Here is a 19,574-nt window from a genome sequence, read left to right as displayed (position 1 = left end):
TTTAGGCATAAAATGCGTTTCAAATGCTTAAACTGGTCGAACACTATCAAGCTCTAATACACCACCAAATTCTTCACAAAAGCGTTGCAAACGTTCATCTGCTTGTAAATTTTCTCGTGCTTGATCGCTTAGCTCTTGGTAGATTTGTTTGCGATAATCCATTGGTATGAGTTGCTGAAAATCGGTATTCACATCCACAGAAACAGCCATATCTTGCTGATAAAATTGGCTGAGGGCATTTTGTAATTGAATACGCAGTTTTTCATTGTTGAGATGCAATTTATCTTGACGCAAGCCTAAACGAATTTGCTTTTCATCTTGGCTTAAAATCACGCAATTCATTGCCATTTGCTTTGCCAAGCCCGAAATATCTAGTTGCTCAATAATTTCCGTCCATTTGTCCTGTTCTTTTGCCATTGTGAGCACTTTTTCTTTTAATTCTGGTGTGGTGTTTTCCAAAATGGCTTTGCGGATTTCTGACGGGCTGGCGGTATCCTGCTCTTGTGCCATTGCTGGATTACTCCAATTCCAGCGGTAGTTTTCGGGCAAATTGAGATCTTCTTCCTGATCAAGATCAGCAGAAAAATCTGACGAATTTTGCACCGCACTTTCACCCACAGGCTCACTCATTGGCGGAATCGTTGCCGCTGATTGAGATGGCGGCTGAGAAATAGGTGATTGAGAAACAGACGGCTGAGAAATAGAGGATTGAGAAACAGACGGCTGAGAAACCTGATGAGTAGCTCGTGCCGTATTCTTTTGCTGAGTAAATTTGCGCTCTACCACAGGCAAGCTGATCTCTTGCGAATGGGAAACCGCTGACTCTGAAACTAACTTTGCGTTATTGGCGTTAGTGTTTTTTTTTTCGCTCGCTGTAGGCTTAGAAAGCTGATCTAGCGCATCAAGCACGTCAAAAGTAGAATCGCTTACTGGCGAAGATGAATGGCTTTGTGTGGAACGAACTGGCTGTCTAGCAGAGGGCGTTGTTTGGGGCTGCGAAGGTGAATTTGCTTTGATCTGTTGTGATACAACAGGCATCTCCACTAATTTTGCCGAATTCTGCACCGCACTTTGCGCAGTATGATTGCGCTCATTCACTTGTTCCACTGGCTGCATAGCAGGAGCTGCTTGGATTAATTTAGGGTGGAAAGCTAAAGCACGCAATAAAATCATTTCCACACCCATTCGCTGATTTGGTGCGAAGGCAAGCTCTTTTTGTCCGTTTAAAATAATCTGATAGAAAAATTGCACATCTTCTGGTGGAAGATGTTTCGCCAAAAAGCCGATATGGCTTTCATCACTAATTTGCGCTTGTGGTAATAATTGACACATTGCAATTTTATGCAGATTTTCGGCCACCGCTTTTAGCAGTTCATTCCAATCGCTGCCTTTTTCCGCCACCGCTTGAATGGCTTTCATTAAGGCTTCACCATTGCCCTGCTGTAACGCGTACAAAATATCAATAGGCTGGCTGTCATCAAGCAAGCCGAGCATTGTATTTACCGCATCAAGGGTAATATTGCCGTTGCTCATTGCAATGGCTTGATCGGTTAAACTTAAGCTATCACGGATACTGCCTTGTGCGGCTTTAGCTAATTTTTCAATGGCAAGGGGTTCAAAGGGGATCTTTTCTTGCTGCAGAATAAAGGACAAATGATCGGCGATTTGTTGCTGATCGAGTGCTTTCAGATGAAATTGAATACAGCGAGATAAAATGGTAATCGGCAATTTCTGTGGATCAGTGGTTGCCAGCAGGAATTTTACATATTCAGGCGGTTCTTCAAGGGTTTTCAGCAAGGCATTGAAAGAATGGCGAGAGAGCATATGCACTTCGTCAATCAAATAGACTTTGTAACGCCCTTGCACGGGTTTGTATTGCACATTGTCGAGTAATTCACGGGTATCCTCCACCTTGGTGCGTGAAGCAGCGTCAATTTCAATGAGATCGATAAAGCGCCCTTCTTCAATGGCTTTACAATGTTCGCAAACGCCACAAGGATTGGCCGTTACGCCTTCAACACAGTTTAGCCCTTTCGCAAATAAACGAGCAATAGAAGTTTTCCCCACGCCACGCGTACCGGAAAAAAGATAGGCGTGGTGCAGTCGATTTTCATTTAATCCGTTAGCAAGCGCGGTAAGAACAGGTTTCTGCCCTACCACATCGGAGAACTTTTGCGGTCGCCATTTTCTTGCTAAAACTTGATAACTCATTCCTTGCTCGCTTAGGATAAATTAGTGGCCTTCAAAATTCACTAATGAGAACGGGGTTACCCCTAAATTGCGTAAGCGTTGTTTGCCGCCAAGTTCTGGCAAATTAATCACGAACGCGGCATTTTTCACTTCACCACCAAGACGTTCAACCAACTTCACAGTGGCTTCAACTGTGCCACCTGTAGCCAATAAATCGTCAATAATCAATACGTTATCGCCTGATTGAATAGAATCTGTGTGAATTTCTAAGGTGTCTTGCCCATATTCTAACTGATAGGATTGCGCAATGGTTTCACGCGGCAATTTCCCCGGTTTACGCACTAATACAAAAGGAATATCTAAGGCTAATGCCACTGGCGCACCAAAAATAAAGCCACGGCTTTCTGTGCCGATAACTTTGGTGATGCCTTTGTCTTTGTATTGTGCCACGATTAAATCAATGGTCGCCTTGAACGCCGCTGGGGTTTCCACAAGGCTTGTAATATCACGAAAGATAATGCCTTCTTTCGGGTAGTTTGGAATGGATTTGATCGATGATTTAATCAGTTCTAATTGTTTGTTCATTTTATTACCTAAAGTGCGGTCAAATTTTCGACCGTTTTGCATAAAAAAGAGCGGCACGCATATTACCACAGATTATTAAATTTAACGATAAATATCCGCACCATCTTTTCGGGTTTTTAATAAACGCAAAATCCACACATACTGCTCTGGCGTTGGGGTAACAAATTGCTCAATTTCTTTGTTCATTTCCCGTGCCATTTGTGCAGGCTCTTCGCTAATTGGCATTGGTGGGTGAATTTCCATTTCATATTTACCACGCTCTGCGTTATAGCGCGGAAACATGGGGATCACCACGGCTTTTGCCAATTTTGCCATTTTATTCAAGCCCGGCAAGGTGGCTTTATAAGTGGCAAAAAAATCCGCATATTCACTTAATTCTTCGCCATAATCTTCATCAGGCAAATAATACCCCATTTCGCCTTTTTTTACTGCATTAAGAAAAGGTTTTATGCCATTTTGTCGAGCGTGCATTTTGCCGCCAAAACGCTGGCGTGTCATCGTCCACAGCCAATCGACCAATGGGTTACGGTGGGGATTATACATTGATGTCATTGGCATTCCGTAAGTATGCAAAATGATCCCCGAGGCATCAATTGCCCAGCCGTGCGGCACCATTAAAATAATGTTATGCCCTGCCGCTTTGGCTTGCTGAATATATTCCAGACCGATAAATTCGCTGCGTTGTTGTAGATGTTTTTTTGAACGTAACGCAATTTCACCAATGCCCAGCATCACTTGGCTGACGGTGATAAACATTTCATCGATTACTTTTTCACGCTGCTGCTCTGTCCAATCAGGGAAACAATATTGCAAATTTACCCTTGCGCGATGACGTTGTTTTTTTGCTTTTTGTCCAACAAGCAAGCCAATTTTCGCAGCGATCTTATCCCTTAAGCGAAAAGGCACAAAGGCGAATAGTACCAAGGCAAAAATACCAAGCCAAACGCCCCAATATTTTGGCAATAAAAACGCCCATTGCCATTTGGGTTCATAGCCCACGCGAGCGGTTAAGCGTACATCATCATTTTGTTGTGTCATAAAACCTCAACTAACCGAACCAGCCTTGATCATAAGCCATTTTGGCAGTCATAATAAAAGACATTATCACCACCATCGGGCGAATTAACTGCTTGCCTTTGCTTAGCACCATTTTCGCGCCTAAATTTGCGCCGACAATTTGTCCTAACATCATTACCAGCCCTGCTTCCCACCAAATTTGTCCGCCAATAAGAAAGAGTAAAAGTGCGGCAATATTTGACGTGAAATTTAACACTTTGGCGTGAGCTGTGGCTTTCGCAAGATTAAAACCAAGCAACGTAACAAAAGCTAAACTTAGTAATGAGCCTGTTCCCGGCCCGAAGAAACCATCATAAAAGCCAATGCCAAATCCTGCGCTAAAGGCAAAAGTGGCGTAAGAAATGCGTTTGTGCCGATCTTCATCGCCTAAATTTGGGGTGAATAAAAAATACAAACCAATGGCTAGCACTAAAAATGGAATGACTTTTTTAATCAACGCACTATCCACTAACTGAATAAGGATCGTGCCAAGCACTGCGCCGATAAAGGTCATTAGCACAAGCAGCCAAATTTCTTTTAAATCCACCGCTCTTTTGCGTAAAAAATAAAAGCTCGCGGAAAATGAGCCGCCACAGGCCTGCAGTTTGTTCGTGCCTAATGCCATTGCAGGGGGAACGCCTGTCATCAATAAGGCAGGAATAGTGATTAAACCGCCGCCGCCGGCAATTGCGTCAATAAATCCAGCAATAAATGCCACTAAAAATAATAACGCAATAAGATTTAGGCTGATTTCCATTTTTCACTCCTATTTTCGCTCTTATGCTGCTACCCTAATTGTTATTCTAAGGCTTATTCCAACCATTCGCTTTGATTTGGCGCGTGGCTTACTTGCTGGCATAAAAATGGCTCAGGTGGACGCGCTTTGGGTTTGCTTGTTCCTGTTGAAGGTTTCGCTGGTTTAAACCAAGAATATAGCTCCTCGCCACAGCCTTCGCCTGCAGGGACGGGCGCTTGATTTTCGCAGTAAGTCGCGCCTTTCGGGCAAGTTAAGCGAACGTGAAAATGGGAATCGTGTCCAAACCACGGACGAATTTTCTGCAACCAACTGCGATCACCACGCACCGTTTGGCATAATTTCAATTTAATCGCTGGATTAACGAAAATACGCGCCACTTGCTTATCTTGCGCCGCTAAACGAATTAAATTGGCGTGATTTTCATTCCATACGGAATCATCAACACGTTGCGCTTTGCGATCCACCACTAACAAGCCCATTCCCGCTGGATTTTGTGCATCTTTATCGGATAAACGCCCTAAACGTAGCCAAATATCTGCGTCCAAGCCCATTTGGTGGCTGGCGTGTCCCGTTAAAAAGCGCCCGCCCCCCGGCATTGCAATATCGCCGATAAGCATTGTTGGAATGCCAGCGGATTTGGCTTTTTTGCCTAAGCGTTGCAAATAGGCAATCATATCTGGGTGTCCGTAATAGCGATTTTTGCTAGTGCGGATCACTTGGTAACCTTCGCCATTAAAAGGCAAAGGTTGCGCGCCGATAATACAGCCATTGCTGTATGATCCAACAGGTGTTGGCTCGCCCGTAATAGGGCGTTTCACTTTTTGCCAATATTCAGGGCTAGCCAATGCGGTAGTTGCAGAAAAAATGCCACAAAAAAGCACCGCACTTAATAATTTCATTGCGTGTTTCATTTACATTGAGCCTTAAAACGTAATAAATGATCTAACAGCACAATCGCCGTCATTGCTTCCGCGATTGGCACGGCGCGAATGCCAACACAAGGATCGTGGCGACCTTTGGTGATCACTTCCACGGGTTCATTGTTAAGATTGACCGAACGCCCTGCAATGGTAATGCTTGAGGTGGGCTTTAATGCAATGATGGCGATAATCGGTTGCCCTGAGCTAATCCCGCCCAAAATCCCGCCTGCGTGGTTAGAACAAAAACCTTCAGGGGTCATTTCATCACGATGCTGTGTGCCTTTTTGCTCCACTACCGCGAAGCCATCACCAATTTCCACCGCTTTCACCGCATTGATCCCCATTAAGGCGTGAGCGAGATCCGCATCAAGGCGATCGAAAACGGGTTCACCTAAGCCTACTGGCACATTTTCTGCCACTACGGTTAATTTAGCGCCGATGGAATTGCCTTCTTTTTTTAACTCGCGGATTAATTCATCAAATTTTTCCACCGCACTTGGATCGGGGCAGAAAAATGGGTTGCTATTTACTTGCTGCCAGTCAATTTGGGCAATGTCTTCCACCGTTTTTGGATCAATTTTCACGGAGCCAATTTGTGAAAGATAACCGCGCACTTCGATGCCAAAATGTTCACGCAGATATTTTTTCGCGATTGCTCCAGCGGCCACGCGCATTGCTGTTTCGCGAGCGGAAGAACGTCCACCACCACGATAATCACGCAAGCCGTATTTTTGTTGGTAAGTATAATCGGCGTGACCGGGGCGGAAACGATCTTTGATTTCACCATAATCTTGCGAGCGTTGATCGGCATTTTTGATGATCATTCCAATGCTCGTGCCTGTGGTTTTCCCTTCAAATACCCCTGAGAGAATTTGCACTTCGTCATCTTCACGTCTTGGCGTGGTATAACGTGATGTACCAGGTTTACGGCGATCCAAATCTGGCTGAATATCTTGTTCGGATAGCTCAAGCCCCGGTGGTACGCCGTCCACAATACAACCCAAGGCAACGCCGTGGGATTCACCAAAGGTGGTTACGCGAAAAAGTTGTCCAATACTGTTTCCTGCCATTATTTTTCCTTATTTATTCCTTATGATTTCGCTAAATTTTCTGACACGATTTTTATTTCTTGCGATGTGGTTGGATTTTTAATGAACACATCAAGCTGATTGAAGGCAATTTCCACATTATGCGCGGCAAATAGCTCATCAATACGGCGATTAACATAATCGATGGTTCGGGTGCGTTCATTTAGGTTACCCACATAAACACGCAGTTCGTGATCCAAGGTACTTGCTCCAAAGGTCAAGAAGTATGCCACAGGCTCTGGATCTTTCAAAACATATTCACATTCATCAGCGGCTTGCAATAATAAACGTTTTACTAATTCTAAATCTGAGCCATAAGCCACACCTACGCTTAACACCACGCGCGTCATTGAATCAGTCAATGCCCAGTTGATCAAGCGTTCTGTTACGAAAGCTTTATTTGGCACGATCACTTCTTTTTTATCAAAATCGATCAGGGTGGTAGAACGAATACGGATTTTCGATACCGTGCCTGAATATTCCCCAATAGTAACCACATCGCCAATCCGCACAGGACGTTCAAATAAGATGATAATACCCGAAATAAAGTTGGCGAAGATTTCTTGTAAACCGAAACCTAAACCTACCGAAAGTGCGGCAAATAACCATTGCAATTTTGACCACGACATTCCTAACACGGAAAACGCCGCGCCACCGCCGATAGCAATAATAAAATAGGTCAGCAAGGTGGTGATCGTATAAGGCGTGCCTTGAGAAAAACTCATTCGCGAAAACACTAAAACTTCAAGCAAGCCGCCAATATTTTTCACTAACGCATAAGTGCCGATGATAATAATCAAAGCAAATAATAAATTTAGCAAGGTGATGGATTCGCTCACCGTGCCAGTTTCTGTTACCACCTGTTGTTGCCACAAGGTTACCCCTTCTAAATAATAGGCAACGGTGATGAGATCAGACCACACCCAATAAAATAAGCCAAATAATGCCAGCCATAATAAGAGATCCACCACGCTTTTAACTTGGCTTTTCACTTGCGAAATGGCTAAGCTTTCTTCGCGGGAATAATCTGAATTAAGATCATTATTATTTTCTTCTTTTTGTGCTTGTTGCGCCTGAATTTTTTCTTGTAAACGGCGATAAGCAAGGCGTCTTGCCGATACGGTAAAGCCACGATACACCACATCGCGTGCAATCATCCAGATCACTAACACAAAATAAGAAGACATTAAATGTTCCATCAAATTCAGTGCGGTGTAATAGTAACCCATTACGATCAACACGATTAATGCGATCGGTGCGATCACTAATACAATGCGTGAAAACTTGAATAAATAGCTCCGCTCTCCCGCTTGTTCTTGGGTTTTCTGATAAATGCTTACCGCATAGCGTAAACGTGGCCCTACGATGAAAAGAGAAATCACTAAAATTGAGATGGTTAGCACTTCACCAATAACATCATTGGTAATTCCTGCATCTAAATTCGTAAAAATAGAAGCATTCAACCATAACGCATAAATCCAAACGGAACGTTTAGAAACAGAATAAAACAGCTGCACATTAGATTGCGGCATATTAAAGTGGCGATAGGCTAATCCATTTGGGCGTAACATTGCCAAGATAAAAGCAAAAAATAGCCAATACCCCGCCATTCTGAAAGACCACCCCCAAAATGGTTCTGGGTTCTCAAAACAGATCGAAGCAATCAAAATTAAGACTGACAAGAAAATGAAGGTAGAACGCAAGCATAAAATTAGCGTCCAAAAAATCGCTTCTGGTGTATAACGTTGTCGCTCACCTTTTAAGGTGTTGATCTTACTATTGATATAAGCCAAACGTTGAGTGATTTTCTCTTTTCGCCATTGAATAAGTGCGGTGAAAATCATTAACAAAATGACTAACACTGCGGTTGGCAGCAAGTTGTCTTTCCAGTTAGAAAAATTGATTAAACGCTTAATATCTTGCAACTGATATTTCACTTTTGGCAAGAAATTGGTAAACCAATCCATATCCAACGGCGGATTACTTCTCACCCAGAAACTTTGCTGTTGTAATTTACCCTGCAAGGCATCACTAATTGCGGTAACCTGTTGCTGATTTAATTCAATATTAATGGCTAAATTTAGCTGATTATTCAAATTCGTAATAGAATCTGATAATAATTTACGCCGCTCTTGCAAAATTGTCGTAAGCTGGCTTTTTTCAGCGTCAGTTAAATGGGTATTCGTGCTTTTTTCTAAATTGGCAATATAGCTTTGGGTATCGTATAAATTATCCCGCAACTCTGTTAAATCAAAAATCTGCACACGTAAATCGGTGATTTGTTTTGGCAAACCGCGGATCATTTGATCCTGTGGCAACAGTTGTTTTTGCTTATTAATAATGCGCGAAAGCACCAATGTGCCTTGCAACGCACTAATTTGTTCATTAATGTTCCGTTCTGTTTGTTGCAAATTATCCAGCACGCTCTTTATTCGCAAACTATCTTGTGATAGCGCATTTAGCTGAGCAGTTTGTTTCACCAAATCTTGGCTAATTCGCACATTTTGGTTTTGCTGTTCAACAATAATGGGATTGCTATCTTGTACATTCGTTTGCGATTGCTTTAACTGCTCCGCTTGTTGGCGAGTTTCTTGCAAATTCTTTTCATTAATCACCTCTTGCAACATAGAAAGCTTAGTTTGCAACTGTTGTTGCATTAAATTTTTTTGCTCTAATTGGATTGTATAAAGTGAGGTAAGATCATTGTTGCCCTGCAACAACATTTGGTTATAGGTGTTTTGTAAACCGATCAAGACCAGTTCGGTTTCCAATTTCGTTTTTTCAACCGAATCTGCCGCTGTAATGCCAAATAGCAATTTATCAATTTCTTGCGAACGGATTAAATTTGTACTCAAGGCAGACTGCGCACGCTCTGGAGCTGCTCTTTGGCTAACTAACTGCGCATTAATTGCTAGCAAATCCGTCTGGATTTGTTGCAAATTTTGTTGCGTGGCAATAGATTGCGTTTGTAAATCGGTAAGTGATAATTTCTCGAAATCTTGTAACGTAACAGGAGCGGTATTTTTTAATTTATCCACCGCAACTTGTAAATCTGCAACCTGTTTCGGGGCGTTATCTACCGACTTACTTAATGAAGCGTTATCGGCTTTTTGCTTTTCAATATTTCCAAGCAAAGTAAGCGTTTCTTCTAGGTTTTGTACCAAGATTTTATTATTCACATCACTTTGATCTGCCTCTTTCGCTGCAGCAAGCTGTGTTTGAATATCCGCTTCTTTTGGTAACGCCGCCCAACTTGCAGAAGCCCAAATCAAGGACAGAAAAAAGATCGTAAAAATACGCTCAATCAGTTTCATTTTATTTTCCTAGTAATTCTTTTAACGCCATTTTTAACGCATTGCGTGAAATTTTAATTGTTCCCTGCTGCTGGCATTGTGCCACATCTAGCGGAAAATAGTGTAGGGGTTGCTTAAATTTTTCTAATCTTGTGGCAAGCCAAATGCGTAAATTTTCCACCGCACTTTGACTAAATCCATTGGTAAACTCAACCATTGCTACGGGACGATGACCAAATTCGCTGTCCTCCACTGGCAGGATAACTACTTGTTTTATTTCAGGATAATGCAAGATTATCCGTTCAATCTCTTCAGGCTGAATGTTCTCACCGCCTGAAATAAACATATTGTCTAAACGCCCTAAAACGCGTAACTCGCCATTTTGCCATTCACCCAGATCTTTGGTATGAAGCCAGCCGTCTTGTTGCACTAAGGGTAATATTTCGCCCTGTTGCCAATAGCCTAGCCCCAAGCCTGCGCCACGCAAACAAATTTCACCATTAATCAGTTCAAGATCTCGTCCTTTAAGTGGCAAGCCCACGCCATTATATTGATCGCTTTTTTTCGCGCAAACCGTGGACGCCATTTCCGTCATTCCATAGCCTGAATAACAAGTCAAATGATATTGCGCGGCCTGTTGTGTTAAGGCAAGGGGAATATGACTACCGCCCAATAAAATATGTTTCGTTTGAATAGTTTGTTCAGGGCGTTGTTGTAAATAAGCGATAAACCGTTGCAATTGGGTTGGCACAAGGGAAAGATGAGAAACGCTAGCCGCTTCCGTATAAAAGTCTTCATTTGGTAAATGCAGCCTTGCTCCTGAGTACAGCCAGCGCCACACAATGCCTTGGCCTGAAACGTGATATAAGGGCAAAGAAAGCAACCACGCATTTTCAGCCCCAAACGCCATTAACTCGCACACACCTTGCGCATTATCCAAATGCCCTTGTACAGTATGCACCACCGCTTTGGGGTTGCCCGTTGAACCTGATGTGAGCGTCATTGTAGCTAGGCGGTTGGGATCGTAATCCGCCATTGCCTGTTCTTTTAATGCGGAAGAATGTGGCAAATCCGATGAAATCAAAAGTGCGGTGCAATTTTGCAACGTTTTTTCGCCCTTAGAATCGTAATAAAACGGCACAGCTGCGTTTTCACATAATTGCGTGATCTTTTCTTCTGGAAAGGCAGGATTCATCCCTAACACTCTTGCGCCAAGCTGAATGCCTGCTAAATAGGCAAGCAATAAGGCGAAATTATTTTTTCCGCACAACGCAATGCCATTGCCAGCCTTTACTCCTTGCAGAGAAAACGCATAAGCCACGGCATTAATTTTTTCGCTAAGTTGTTGCCAAGAAAAAAGTTCGCCTTGCTCATTACGCAAGGCTACTTTGTGTTGATAATCAGGCTGAGCGGCATAATGTTGCCAAAGATATGTCATTGTAATGCCAATTAATTTGCAGTGAAAAACGACCGCACTTCATCAATTAATTCTTCTGGCAAGTGCATTGATTGCATCGCCCCTTCCAGCATTAACATCTTACGTCCGCTGTTCGTATTGGTGATCACCCAATATGGCGTATCAGGAATTTGTTTTGGCTTGGTGTGATTACCCGCCATTAATAAGGTGCCTTCATCGCGTGCAAAGTAAACGCGCGTGCGGCCTTGCAAAGATTCTGTCGCCTGCGCAAAACTTTCTGGATTGGTGCGATAAAGCACGCGTAAAATCGCTAAAAAACGCACTACGGCTTTGCTTTCCTGTTGGAAATCTGCCGACTGGATCAATTCACGCACTTTGCCAACCACTTTTTGGATCGCTTCATCAGATTGTTTTTTCGTGGATACTTTTTCTTTTGCCGCTGGCTTTTCTTCCACTTTTTCATTCGGCTGTGCAAATTCATTGGAAATTTCCACCGCACTTTGATTATCAGCAGCAATGTTCGGCGCAATCGCCACATTGTTATCCGCGCGCACCGCAGGAAAATTGAGTAAACGGCGTAAAATATCAGAAGCACTCTCACCGATAGATCGGGTTTGGCTGGCTATGTATTGATAAAGTTCTTCATCTACTTCAATAATTTTCATTTTTTCTCTCCAGTTGCTTGATCTCTTTACGCTTTTACAACATTATAGCGATTTATTTTCAAATACTCACGCAAAAATTATGTCGCAAACGCAATTACTCAATTTTCAATTTCATCAATTAAAACAACCGACTAGCAACCCTACCTTGGTGTTTATTCACGGCTTATTTGGCGATATGAATAATTTAGGGGTGATCGCACGTGCTTTTTCGGAACATTACCCTATTTTACGTGTAGATTTACGCAATCACGGACAGAGTTTTCATTCTGAAGCAATGGATTATGAATTAATGGCGGAAGATCTATTGGCAACCATTGAACATTTAGAGCTAAAAAAAGTGATCTTAATCGGCCATTCAATGGGCGGAAAAACCGCAATGAAAGCCGCCGCACTTCGCCCTGATTTAGTGGAAAAATTGATCGTGATTGATATTGCGCCCGTGAAATATGGCGAACACGGACACGATAGCATTTTTGCTGGATTATTTGCCGTGAAAGCCGCGCAGCCTGAAACTCGCCAACAGGCTAAACCGATTTTAAGCCAACATATTCCACAAGAAAGTATTCAACAATTTATGCTGAAATCCTTTGACGGTCAATCGGCGGAAAAATTTCGCTTTAATTTGACCGCACTTCAACAAAATTATGCCAATATTATGGATTGGCAAACTTGTTTTTACCCCAATCCTACCCTATTTATTAAAGGTGGGCAGTCGGATTATATTCAGCCAGAATATAGCGAGCAGATTTTAGCGCAATTTCCGCAAGCCACCTCCTTTACCATTAACGGCAGCGGACATTGGGTACACGCGGAAAAACCCGAAGCAATTATTCGCATTATTCAGCGTTTTTTAGATAGCCAATAACAATCTCACCAATCAAAGGTTGAGGGTTTTAATCAACTATGAATTGTGATATAGTTCGCGGTCATTAGTAGTTGTAGCTTATCATTCTCAATTAGCTACATTTTAACCAGTTCAGTGATTTGAAAAATGGCAAAACAAGATGCAGATTGCATAACCTTAGATCTGTTTGCTAACACACCCAAAGTGGGACGCCCAAAAACAAATCCGCTGACCCGAGAACAACAACTCCGTATCAACAAACGCAATCAGCTTAGACGGGATAAATCCTGCGGGCTAAAACGTGTTGAGCTAAAATTGCATACGGATATTGTTCAAAAATTAGAAGATTTAGCGTCTGTACAGCGTGTTAGTCGTTCAGAGTTAATCGTAACGATCTTACAAGAATATTTTAAATTTCAAGAACATAGGAAATAAAAATGGCTATCGTTGGTTTATTTTATGGTAGTGATACGGGCAATACTGAAAACATTGCACGAATGATTCAAAAACAATTAGGCTCAGAAGTGGTGGATATTCGTGATATCGCCAAAAGCACAAAAGAAGATATTGAAGCCTATGACTTTTTAATGATTGGTATCCCAACTTGGTACTATGGCGAAGCGCAGTGCGACTGGGACGACTTTTTCCCAACCTTAGAAGAAATTGACTTCACCGATAAATTAGTAGCCATTTTTGGTTGTGGTGACCAAGAAGATTATGCTGAATATTTCTGCGATGCAATGGGAACGGTGCGCGATATTATCGAACCGAAAGGCGCGATTATCGTAGGTCATTGGCCAACAGAAGGTTACACCTTTGAAGTTTCCCAGGCATTGGTTGATGAAAACACGTTCGTTGGTTTATGTATTGATGAAGATCGTCAGCCAGAACTCACCGCAGAACGTGTTGAGAAATGGACAAAACAAGTTTTTGATGAAATGTGTTTAGCTGAGTTAGTTGAATAACCCACCAAGAGCAAAAGAAAGGAAACATTATGTCTGAAGAAAATATCAAACTTCTTAAAAAAGCGGGGTTAAAAATCACCGAACCACGCTTAACGATTTTAGCGTTAATGCAAGAACATAGTATGTCGCATTTTTCTGCAGAAGATGTTTATAAACTATTGCTTGAACGTGGTGAAGATATTGGCTTAGCCACCGTTTACCGTGTGCTTAATCAATTTGACGAAGCAAATATCCTGATTCGCCATAATTTTGAAGGAAATAAATCCGTTTTTGAACTTGCACCGAGTGAGCATCACGATCACATTATTTGCGTGGATTGTGGCAAAGTGTTTGAATTTAATGATGAAATCATTGAACAACGACAAAAACAAATCAGCGAACAACACGGCATTAAATTAAAAACCCACAGTTTATATCTTTACGGAAAATGTAGTGATATTGACAACTGTGATGAAAAAGAGAAAAAATAATCTCGTTTTCTCCAAAAATTTACAAAAAAATCACCGCTCTTTAAAAGCGGTGATTTTTTTATCTCATATTAAAGGTTGCCATATAATTGGCGCTCACGTCCTGATTTAATTTAAATGTTCCTGTTAGTGGATTATAGTGATAACCCACCATATTCACACATTCTAACTTTGCTTCGTCCGTCCACGCCAAAAGTTCAGCAGGCTTGATAAATTTTTCGTAATCGTGCGTGCCTTTTGGTAGCATTTTTAATACATATTCCGCACCGATGATCACTAAAGCCCAAGCTTTCAGGGTACGATTAATGGTGGAGAAAAATAGCACGCCATCTGGTTTTAACAAGGCTTTGCAGGCATTGATGATCGAACTGGGATCGGGAACGTGTTCCAGCATTTCCATACAGGTGATCACGTCAAATTTTTCCCCACCAAGTGCGGTGTGTTTTTGCAGAAAATTTTCTACCGTGGTTTGTTGATAATCAATGTTTAAACCACTTTCTTGTGCATGTAATTTCGCTACTTCAAGGGGCGCGGTGGTCATATCAATGCCTGTTACTTTCGCCCCTTGTTTTGCCATTGCTTCCGCTAAAATACCGCCACCGCAGCCCACATCAAGCACATTTTTGCCAAACAAACCCTCTGCTTGTTGGCAAATATACGCTAAACGCACTGGATTTAAGCGGTGAATCGGCTTAAAATCCCCTTCAGGATCCCACCAAGTTTTGGCCATTTTTTCAAATTTTTCGAGTTCTTGTTGGTCGATGTTTTGCATTATTTTTCTCGTCTTTTAAATTTCGTTTTTCTTTAGGCTGATACGGGTTTCGCTCGTTGAGCGACTTCCTTTCTTTTGCTTACCCAAAAGAAAGGAAGCAAAGAAAAGGGAACCCCGATCAAACCGCTTTTTCCTCATTCCAATAAAATTTTCTTCACGAAAAGTAAGCCCATACTCGCTGCGCTGCGTTCAGGCGTTACTTTTCTAAAAATTTTATTGGAATGACGGCGGTTTGGACAGGGATTATATTACAAGTGCGATGGAAATTTTTAAGTTTTTAAAATTTTGTGGAAAATGACCGCACTTTATGGTTCGAATAGCTATTTTTGTAGTTAAAGAAAATATTTTTCTACGTTAAATTTCTTTTTTCTTTGGGGTTGATAACTGGTTTAGCCGTTGGCGATCTCCTTTCTTTTGCTTACCCAAAAGAAAGGAAGCAAAGAAAAGGGAACCCCGATCAAACCGCTTTCCCTCATTCCAATAAAATTTTCTTAACGAAAAATCAGCCTGATGTTCGCTACGCTCTCGCTCGGCGTGATTTTTCTAAAAATTTTATCTCCATTCGGGCGGTTTGGACGGGGAAATTCGGTTAGGGTGAATTTTAAAGTGCGGTGGGAATTCTATAATTTTTGAAATTCTGTGGAAAATGACCGCACTTTATTAGTTGCTTTTTTCTTTGAGATTATTAACGGGTTTCGCCGTTGGCGACTTCCTTTCTTTTGCGTTCCCAAAAGAAAGGAAGCAAAGAAAAGGGAACCCCGATCAAACCGCTTTCCCTCATTCCAATAAAATTTTCTTAACGAAAAATCAGCCTGATGTTCGCTACGCTCTCGCTCGGCGTGATTTTTCTAAAAATTTTATCTCCATTCGGGCGGTTTGGACGGGGAAATTCGGTTAGGGTGAATTTTAAAGTGCGGTGGGAATTCTATAATTTTTGAAATTCTGTGGAAAATGACCGCACTTTATTAGTTGCTTTTTTCTTTGAGATTATTAACGAGTTTCGCCGTTAAATAGCTTTTTCTTTGGGATAAATAACAAGTTTCGCTCGTTGAGCGACCTACTTTCTTTTGCTTGCTCAAAAGAAAGTAGGCAAAGAAAAAAGCACCCGACTAAATTGCTGATCTTCATTTTTAACAAATTTTCTTAACGAAAAGTAAGCCCATACTCGCTACGCTGCGTTCAGGCGTTACTTTTCTAAAAATTTGTTAAAAATGAAGGCAATTTACACGGGGAGATTATGACACGCTTTCATATCTCGTAGGGTGGGCTTCAGCCCACCATTTTACCGTTTTCACTCAGTGAGTTGCCTATGCTTTGTTTTAGGTGGGCTGAAGCCCACCCTACAATGCTAAAAATCTTCACGACCTACGACCCCTAGGTGGTTAGATAGCACAGCCACACTGTGGGTAAGATAAGGGAATTTTCTTTGCACTTTCTAAAAATCCCAAAATTCCCACCGCACTTTAAAATTCACTCTAACCGAATTTCCCCGTCCAAACCGCCCGAATGGAGATAAAATTTTTAGAAAAATCACGCCGAGCGAGAGCGTAGCGAATATCAGGCTGATTTTTCGTTAAGAAAATTTTATTGGAATGAGGAAACTCGGTTTGATCGGGGTGCTTTTTTCTTTGCCTACTTTCTTTTGAGCAAACAAAAGAAAGTAAGCCGCTCAACGAGCGAAACCCGTTATTTATCCCAAAGAAAAAACCAAATTTACACCATAACAATCTTTATTAAATTAGAGATATCATTGAAATTATGCTACAATCTCGCCTAATTTTTTATCTAATTAGGGAATATTTCAATGACGAATTTGGTTTCAAACGTTACCCCTGTGAGTATTGAGGAAGAGCTGAAATCTTCCTATCTTGACTACGCAATGTCCGTGATTGTTGGGCGTGCGTTGCCTGATGTGCGTGATGGGTTAAAGCCGGTACACCGCCGTGTTTTATATTCAATGGATCAAAGTGGCATTACCTATAATAAAGCCTATGTAAAATCTGCCCGTGTGGTGGGTGATGTGATCGGTAAATATCACCCGCACGGTGATAGCGCGGTTTATGACACCATTGTGCGTATGGCGCAGCCGTTTTCATTGCGTTATATGTTGGTGGACGGTCAAGGTAACTTCGGTTCAGTAGATGGCGATGCTCCAGCGGCAATGCGTTATACCGAAGTGCGTATGCAAAAGATCACGCAGGAATTATTAACGGATTTAGACAAAGAAACCGTGGATTTCTCGCCAAACTATGATGGCAAAGAAATGATCCCTGATGTGTTACCAACCAAAATTCCAGCCTTGTTAGTCAATGGTTCATCGGGAATTGCGGTGGGTATGGCAACCAATATTCCCCCACATAATTTAGGTGAAGTGCTAGACGGTTGTTTGGCTTATTTAGACAACGAAGACATCACCATTGATGAATTAATGCAATTTATTCCTGGCCCAGATTTCCCAACGGCGGCGTTAATTAATGGTCGCAAAGGCATTGAAGATGCCTATAAAACAGGGCGTGGAAAGGTTTATGTGCGTGCCAAAGCCGAAATTGAAACTAGCGAAAAAGGCCGTGAAACCATTATCGTGACGGAAATTCCTTATCAAGTAAACAAAGCGAAATTGGTAGAAAAAATCGCTGAGTTGGTGCGTGATAAAAAAATCGAAGGCATCAGCAACGTACTTGATGTATCCAATAAAGAAGGTTTCCGTATTGAAATTGAAGTGAAACGCGATGCTGTGGGCGAAGTGGTGCTAAACAACCTTTATGCACTCACCCAAATGCAAGTGACCTTTGGTATCAATATGGTGGCGTTGGATCATGGTCAGCCGAAATTATTCAATTTAAAACAAATTATTGAAGCCTTTGTGAAGCACCGCCGTGAAGTGGTGACGCGCCGTACAGTGTTTGAACTGCGTAAAGCCCGTGAGCGTGCGCATATTTTAGAAGGTTTAGCCATTGCCTTAGCCAATATCGATCCGGTTATTGAATTAATTCGTGCGTCAAAAACCGGTGATGAAGCCCGTGAAGCCTTGCTTGCACGCGGTTGGGATTTAGGCAACGTGAGTGGAATGTTAGAAGCGGCAGGAATGAATGCTTCTCGCCCTGAAGATCTTGCGCCAGAATTTGGTGTGCGTGATGGGTTATATTACCTTTCTGAAGAACAAGCTCGCGCCATTTTAGATTTACGTTTACAACGCCTAACAGGCTTAGAACACGAAAAAATCGTTACCGAATATCAACAAATCTTGGTCGAAATTGGCGAATTATTACGCATTTTAAATAGCACTGAACGGTTAAGAGAAGTGGTGTGTGAAGAGTTAGAACGCGTTAAAGCGGAATTTAACGATGAACGCCGCACTGAAATCACAATGGCATCAGGCGATATTAATTTAGAAGATTTAATCGCACAAGAAGATGTTGTGGTAACCCTTTCTCACGAAGGTTATGTGAAATATCAACCACTTACTGATTACGAAGCACAACGCCGTGGCGGTAAAGGTAAATCTGCAACCAAGATGAAAGAAGAAGATTTCATCGAAAAATTACTGGTTGCCAACACCCACGATACGATTTTATGTTTCTCTAGCCGTGGACGTTTATACTGGCTCAAAGTGTATCAATTACCGCAAGCCAGCCGTGGCGCGCGTGGTCGTCCAATCGTGAATATTCTGCCATTAGACGAAAACGAGCGTATCACCGCTATCTTGCCAATTTCCGCTTATGAAGAAAATAAATTTGTGGTGATGGCAACCGCGGGCGGTATGGTGAAAAAAATCGCTTTAACCGAATTCAGCCGCCCACGTTCAAACGGGATTATTGCCCTTAACTTGCGTGATGAAGATGAACTTATCGGCGTGGATATTACAGACGGTTCAAACGAGATTATGCTGTTTTCATCACAAGGACGCGTAGTACGTTTTGCAGAAAGCGCTGTACGCCCAATGGGACGTACCGCAACAGGGGTGCGCGGCATTAAATTAGCCCTAACTAATGATCTTGCGGAAGATGAAAGTGCGGTGGAAATTGAAGAAATTTCTGACGATAACAGCGAAGAAACCCTTGATCTGAATATCGACAAAGTGGTGTCGCTGGTGATCCCGAAAGATAACGGCGCAATCCTTACCGCAACGCAAAACGGTTATGGTAAACGTACCGATTTAGCGGAGTATCCAACCAAATCGCGTAACACCAAAGGGGTGATTTCTATCAAGGTGAGCGAGCGTAACGGTAAAGTGGTTGCCGCGACCCAAGTGGAAGAAAACGACCAAATTATGCTGATTACCGATGCAGGAACCTTAGTCAGAACCCGCGTTAGCGAAGTGAGCATTGTTGGACGAAACACCCAAGGGGTTCGCCTAATTCGCACCGCCGAAGACGAGCAAGTAGTGAGCCTTGAGCGTGTTTGTGATGTGGACGATGAAGAATCGGACATTGAAACAGACAATGTGGAAGAATAAAAACAAAGTGGGCAACTCGCCCACTTTCTCTTTTCCCAAAGCTGAAACCTTTTTTCACACTGGACTTTTAAAATCCCAAACCATTCTATAGGAATTTAG

General features: G+C 42.2%; 15 protein-coding genes. 5 read left to right on the top strand and 10 right to left on the bottom strand.

Annotated elements, in window-relative coordinates; genetic code table 11:
* Nucleotides 1-27: 27 nt before the first annotated feature.
* The 9 genes from dnaX to seqA form a co-directional block, all read right to left on the bottom strand.
* On the bottom strand, nt 28-2,211 hold the full coding sequence (dnaX, locus tag ELZ61_RS05570) for a DNA polymerase III subunit gamma/tau (RefSeq protein ID WP_126372055.1): 2,184 nt from the start codon (nt 2,209-2,211) through the stop codon (nt 28-30).
* A 21-nt stretch (nt 2,212-2,232) separates the two neighbouring features.
* Nucleotides 2,233-2,775, bottom strand: coding sequence for an adenine phosphoribosyltransferase (gene apt / locus ELZ61_RS05565; protein WP_126372053.1), 543 nt, complete (start codon nt 2,773-2,775; stop codon nt 2,233-2,235).
* 81 nt (nt 2,776-2,856) lie between these two features.
* Nucleotides 2,857-3,813 carry a lauroyl-Kdo(2)-lipid IV(A) myristoyltransferase gene (gene lpxM, locus ELZ61_RS05560; RefSeq protein ID WP_126372051.1) on the bottom strand — a complete coding sequence of 319 codons (957 nt, stop codon included), beginning with the start codon at nt 3,811-3,813 and terminating at the stop codon, nt 2,857-2,859.
* A 10-nt stretch (nt 3,814-3,823) separates the two neighbouring features.
* The gene (locus ELZ61_RS05555) at nt 3,824-4,588 is read right to left on the bottom strand and encodes a TSUP family transporter (RefSeq protein WP_126372049.1); all 765 of its coding nucleotides are present in this window, start codon (nt 4,586-4,588) and stop codon (nt 3,824-3,826) included.
* Between the two features lie 53 nt (nt 4,589-4,641).
* A complete protein-coding gene (gene mepA / locus ELZ61_RS05550) occupies nt 4,642-5,487 on the bottom strand; it encodes a penicillin-insensitive murein endopeptidase (protein WP_126373606.1) in 846 nt (281 codons plus the stop codon).
* An 8-nt stretch (nt 5,488-5,495) separates the two neighbouring features.
* Nucleotides 5,496-6,578 carry a chorismate synthase gene (aroC, locus tag ELZ61_RS05545; RefSeq protein WP_126372047.1) on the bottom strand — a complete coding sequence of 361 codons (1,083 nt, stop codon included), beginning with the start codon at nt 6,576-6,578 and terminating at the stop codon, nt 5,496-5,498.
* Between the two features lie 20 nt (nt 6,579-6,598).
* On the bottom strand, nt 6,599-9,910 hold the full coding sequence (mscK, locus tag ELZ61_RS05540; RefSeq protein ID WP_126372045.1) for a mechanosensitive channel MscK: 3,312 nt from the start codon (nt 9,908-9,910) through the stop codon (nt 6,599-6,601).
* 1 nt (nt 9,911) lies between these two features.
* Nucleotides 9,912-11,327: an o-succinylbenzoate--CoA ligase gene (gene menE, locus ELZ61_RS05535; protein ID WP_126372043.1), complete on the bottom strand. Its 1,416-nt coding sequence runs from the start codon at nt 11,325-11,327 to the stop codon at nt 9,912-9,914.
* A gap of 11 nt (nt 11,328-11,338) precedes the next feature.
* Entirely contained in the window at nt 11,339-11,971 is a 633-nt protein-coding gene (seqA, locus tag ELZ61_RS05530; RefSeq protein ID WP_126372041.1) for a replication initiation negative regulator SeqA, read from the bottom strand.
* Between the two features lie 79 nt (nt 11,972-12,050).
* Between seqA and ELZ61_RS05525 the strand changes: the two genes are divergently transcribed.
* From ELZ61_RS05525 to fur, 4 genes are all read left to right on the top strand, one after another.
* A complete protein-coding gene (locus ELZ61_RS05525; protein ID WP_126372039.1) occupies nt 12,051-12,836 on the top strand; it encodes an alpha/beta fold hydrolase in 786 nt (261 codons plus the stop codon).
* Nucleotides 12,837-12,962: 126 nt separating this feature from the next.
* The gene (gene ybfE, locus ELZ61_RS05520; RefSeq protein ID WP_126372036.1) at nt 12,963-13,250 is read left to right on the top strand and encodes a LexA regulated protein; all 288 of its coding nucleotides are present in this window, start codon (nt 12,963-12,965) and stop codon (nt 13,248-13,250) included.
* Between the two features lie 2 nt (nt 13,251-13,252).
* On the top strand, nt 13,253-13,780 hold the full coding sequence (gene fldA, locus ELZ61_RS05515; RefSeq protein WP_115249319.1) for a flavodoxin FldA: 528 nt from the start codon (nt 13,253-13,255) through the stop codon (nt 13,778-13,780).
* A gap of 29 nt (nt 13,781-13,809) precedes the next feature.
* Complete coding sequence (fur, locus tag ELZ61_RS05510) at nt 13,810-14,250, top strand: ferric iron uptake transcriptional regulator (RefSeq protein ID WP_103852677.1); 441 nt, start codon at nt 13,810-13,812, stop codon at nt 14,248-14,250.
* 58 nt (nt 14,251-14,308) lie between these two features.
* Here fur and ubiG read toward each other — a convergent pair whose 3' ends face one another.
* On the bottom strand, nt 14,309-15,019 hold the full coding sequence (gene ubiG, locus ELZ61_RS05505; RefSeq protein WP_126372035.1) for a bifunctional 2-polyprenyl-6-hydroxyphenol methylase/3-demethylubiquinol 3-O-methyltransferase UbiG: 711 nt from the start codon (nt 15,017-15,019) through the stop codon (nt 14,309-14,311).
* Nucleotides 15,020-16,823: 1,804 nt separating this feature from the next.
* On the opposite strand from ubiG, the gene gyrA reads away from it, so the two are divergent.
* On the top strand, nt 16,824-19,475 hold the full coding sequence (gene gyrA / locus ELZ61_RS05485) for a DNA topoisomerase (ATP-hydrolyzing) subunit A (RefSeq protein WP_126372028.1): 2,652 nt from the start codon (nt 16,824-16,826) through the stop codon (nt 19,473-19,475).
* The last annotated feature ends 99 nt before the right edge of the window (nt 19,476-19,574 follow it).

This window comes from Avibacterium volantium (genome assembly GCF_900635775.1).
Classification (GTDB): domain Bacteria; phylum Pseudomonadota; class Gammaproteobacteria; order Enterobacterales; family Pasteurellaceae; genus Avibacterium; species Avibacterium volantium.
This window is presented reverse-complemented; position numbering and strand designations above follow the sequence as displayed.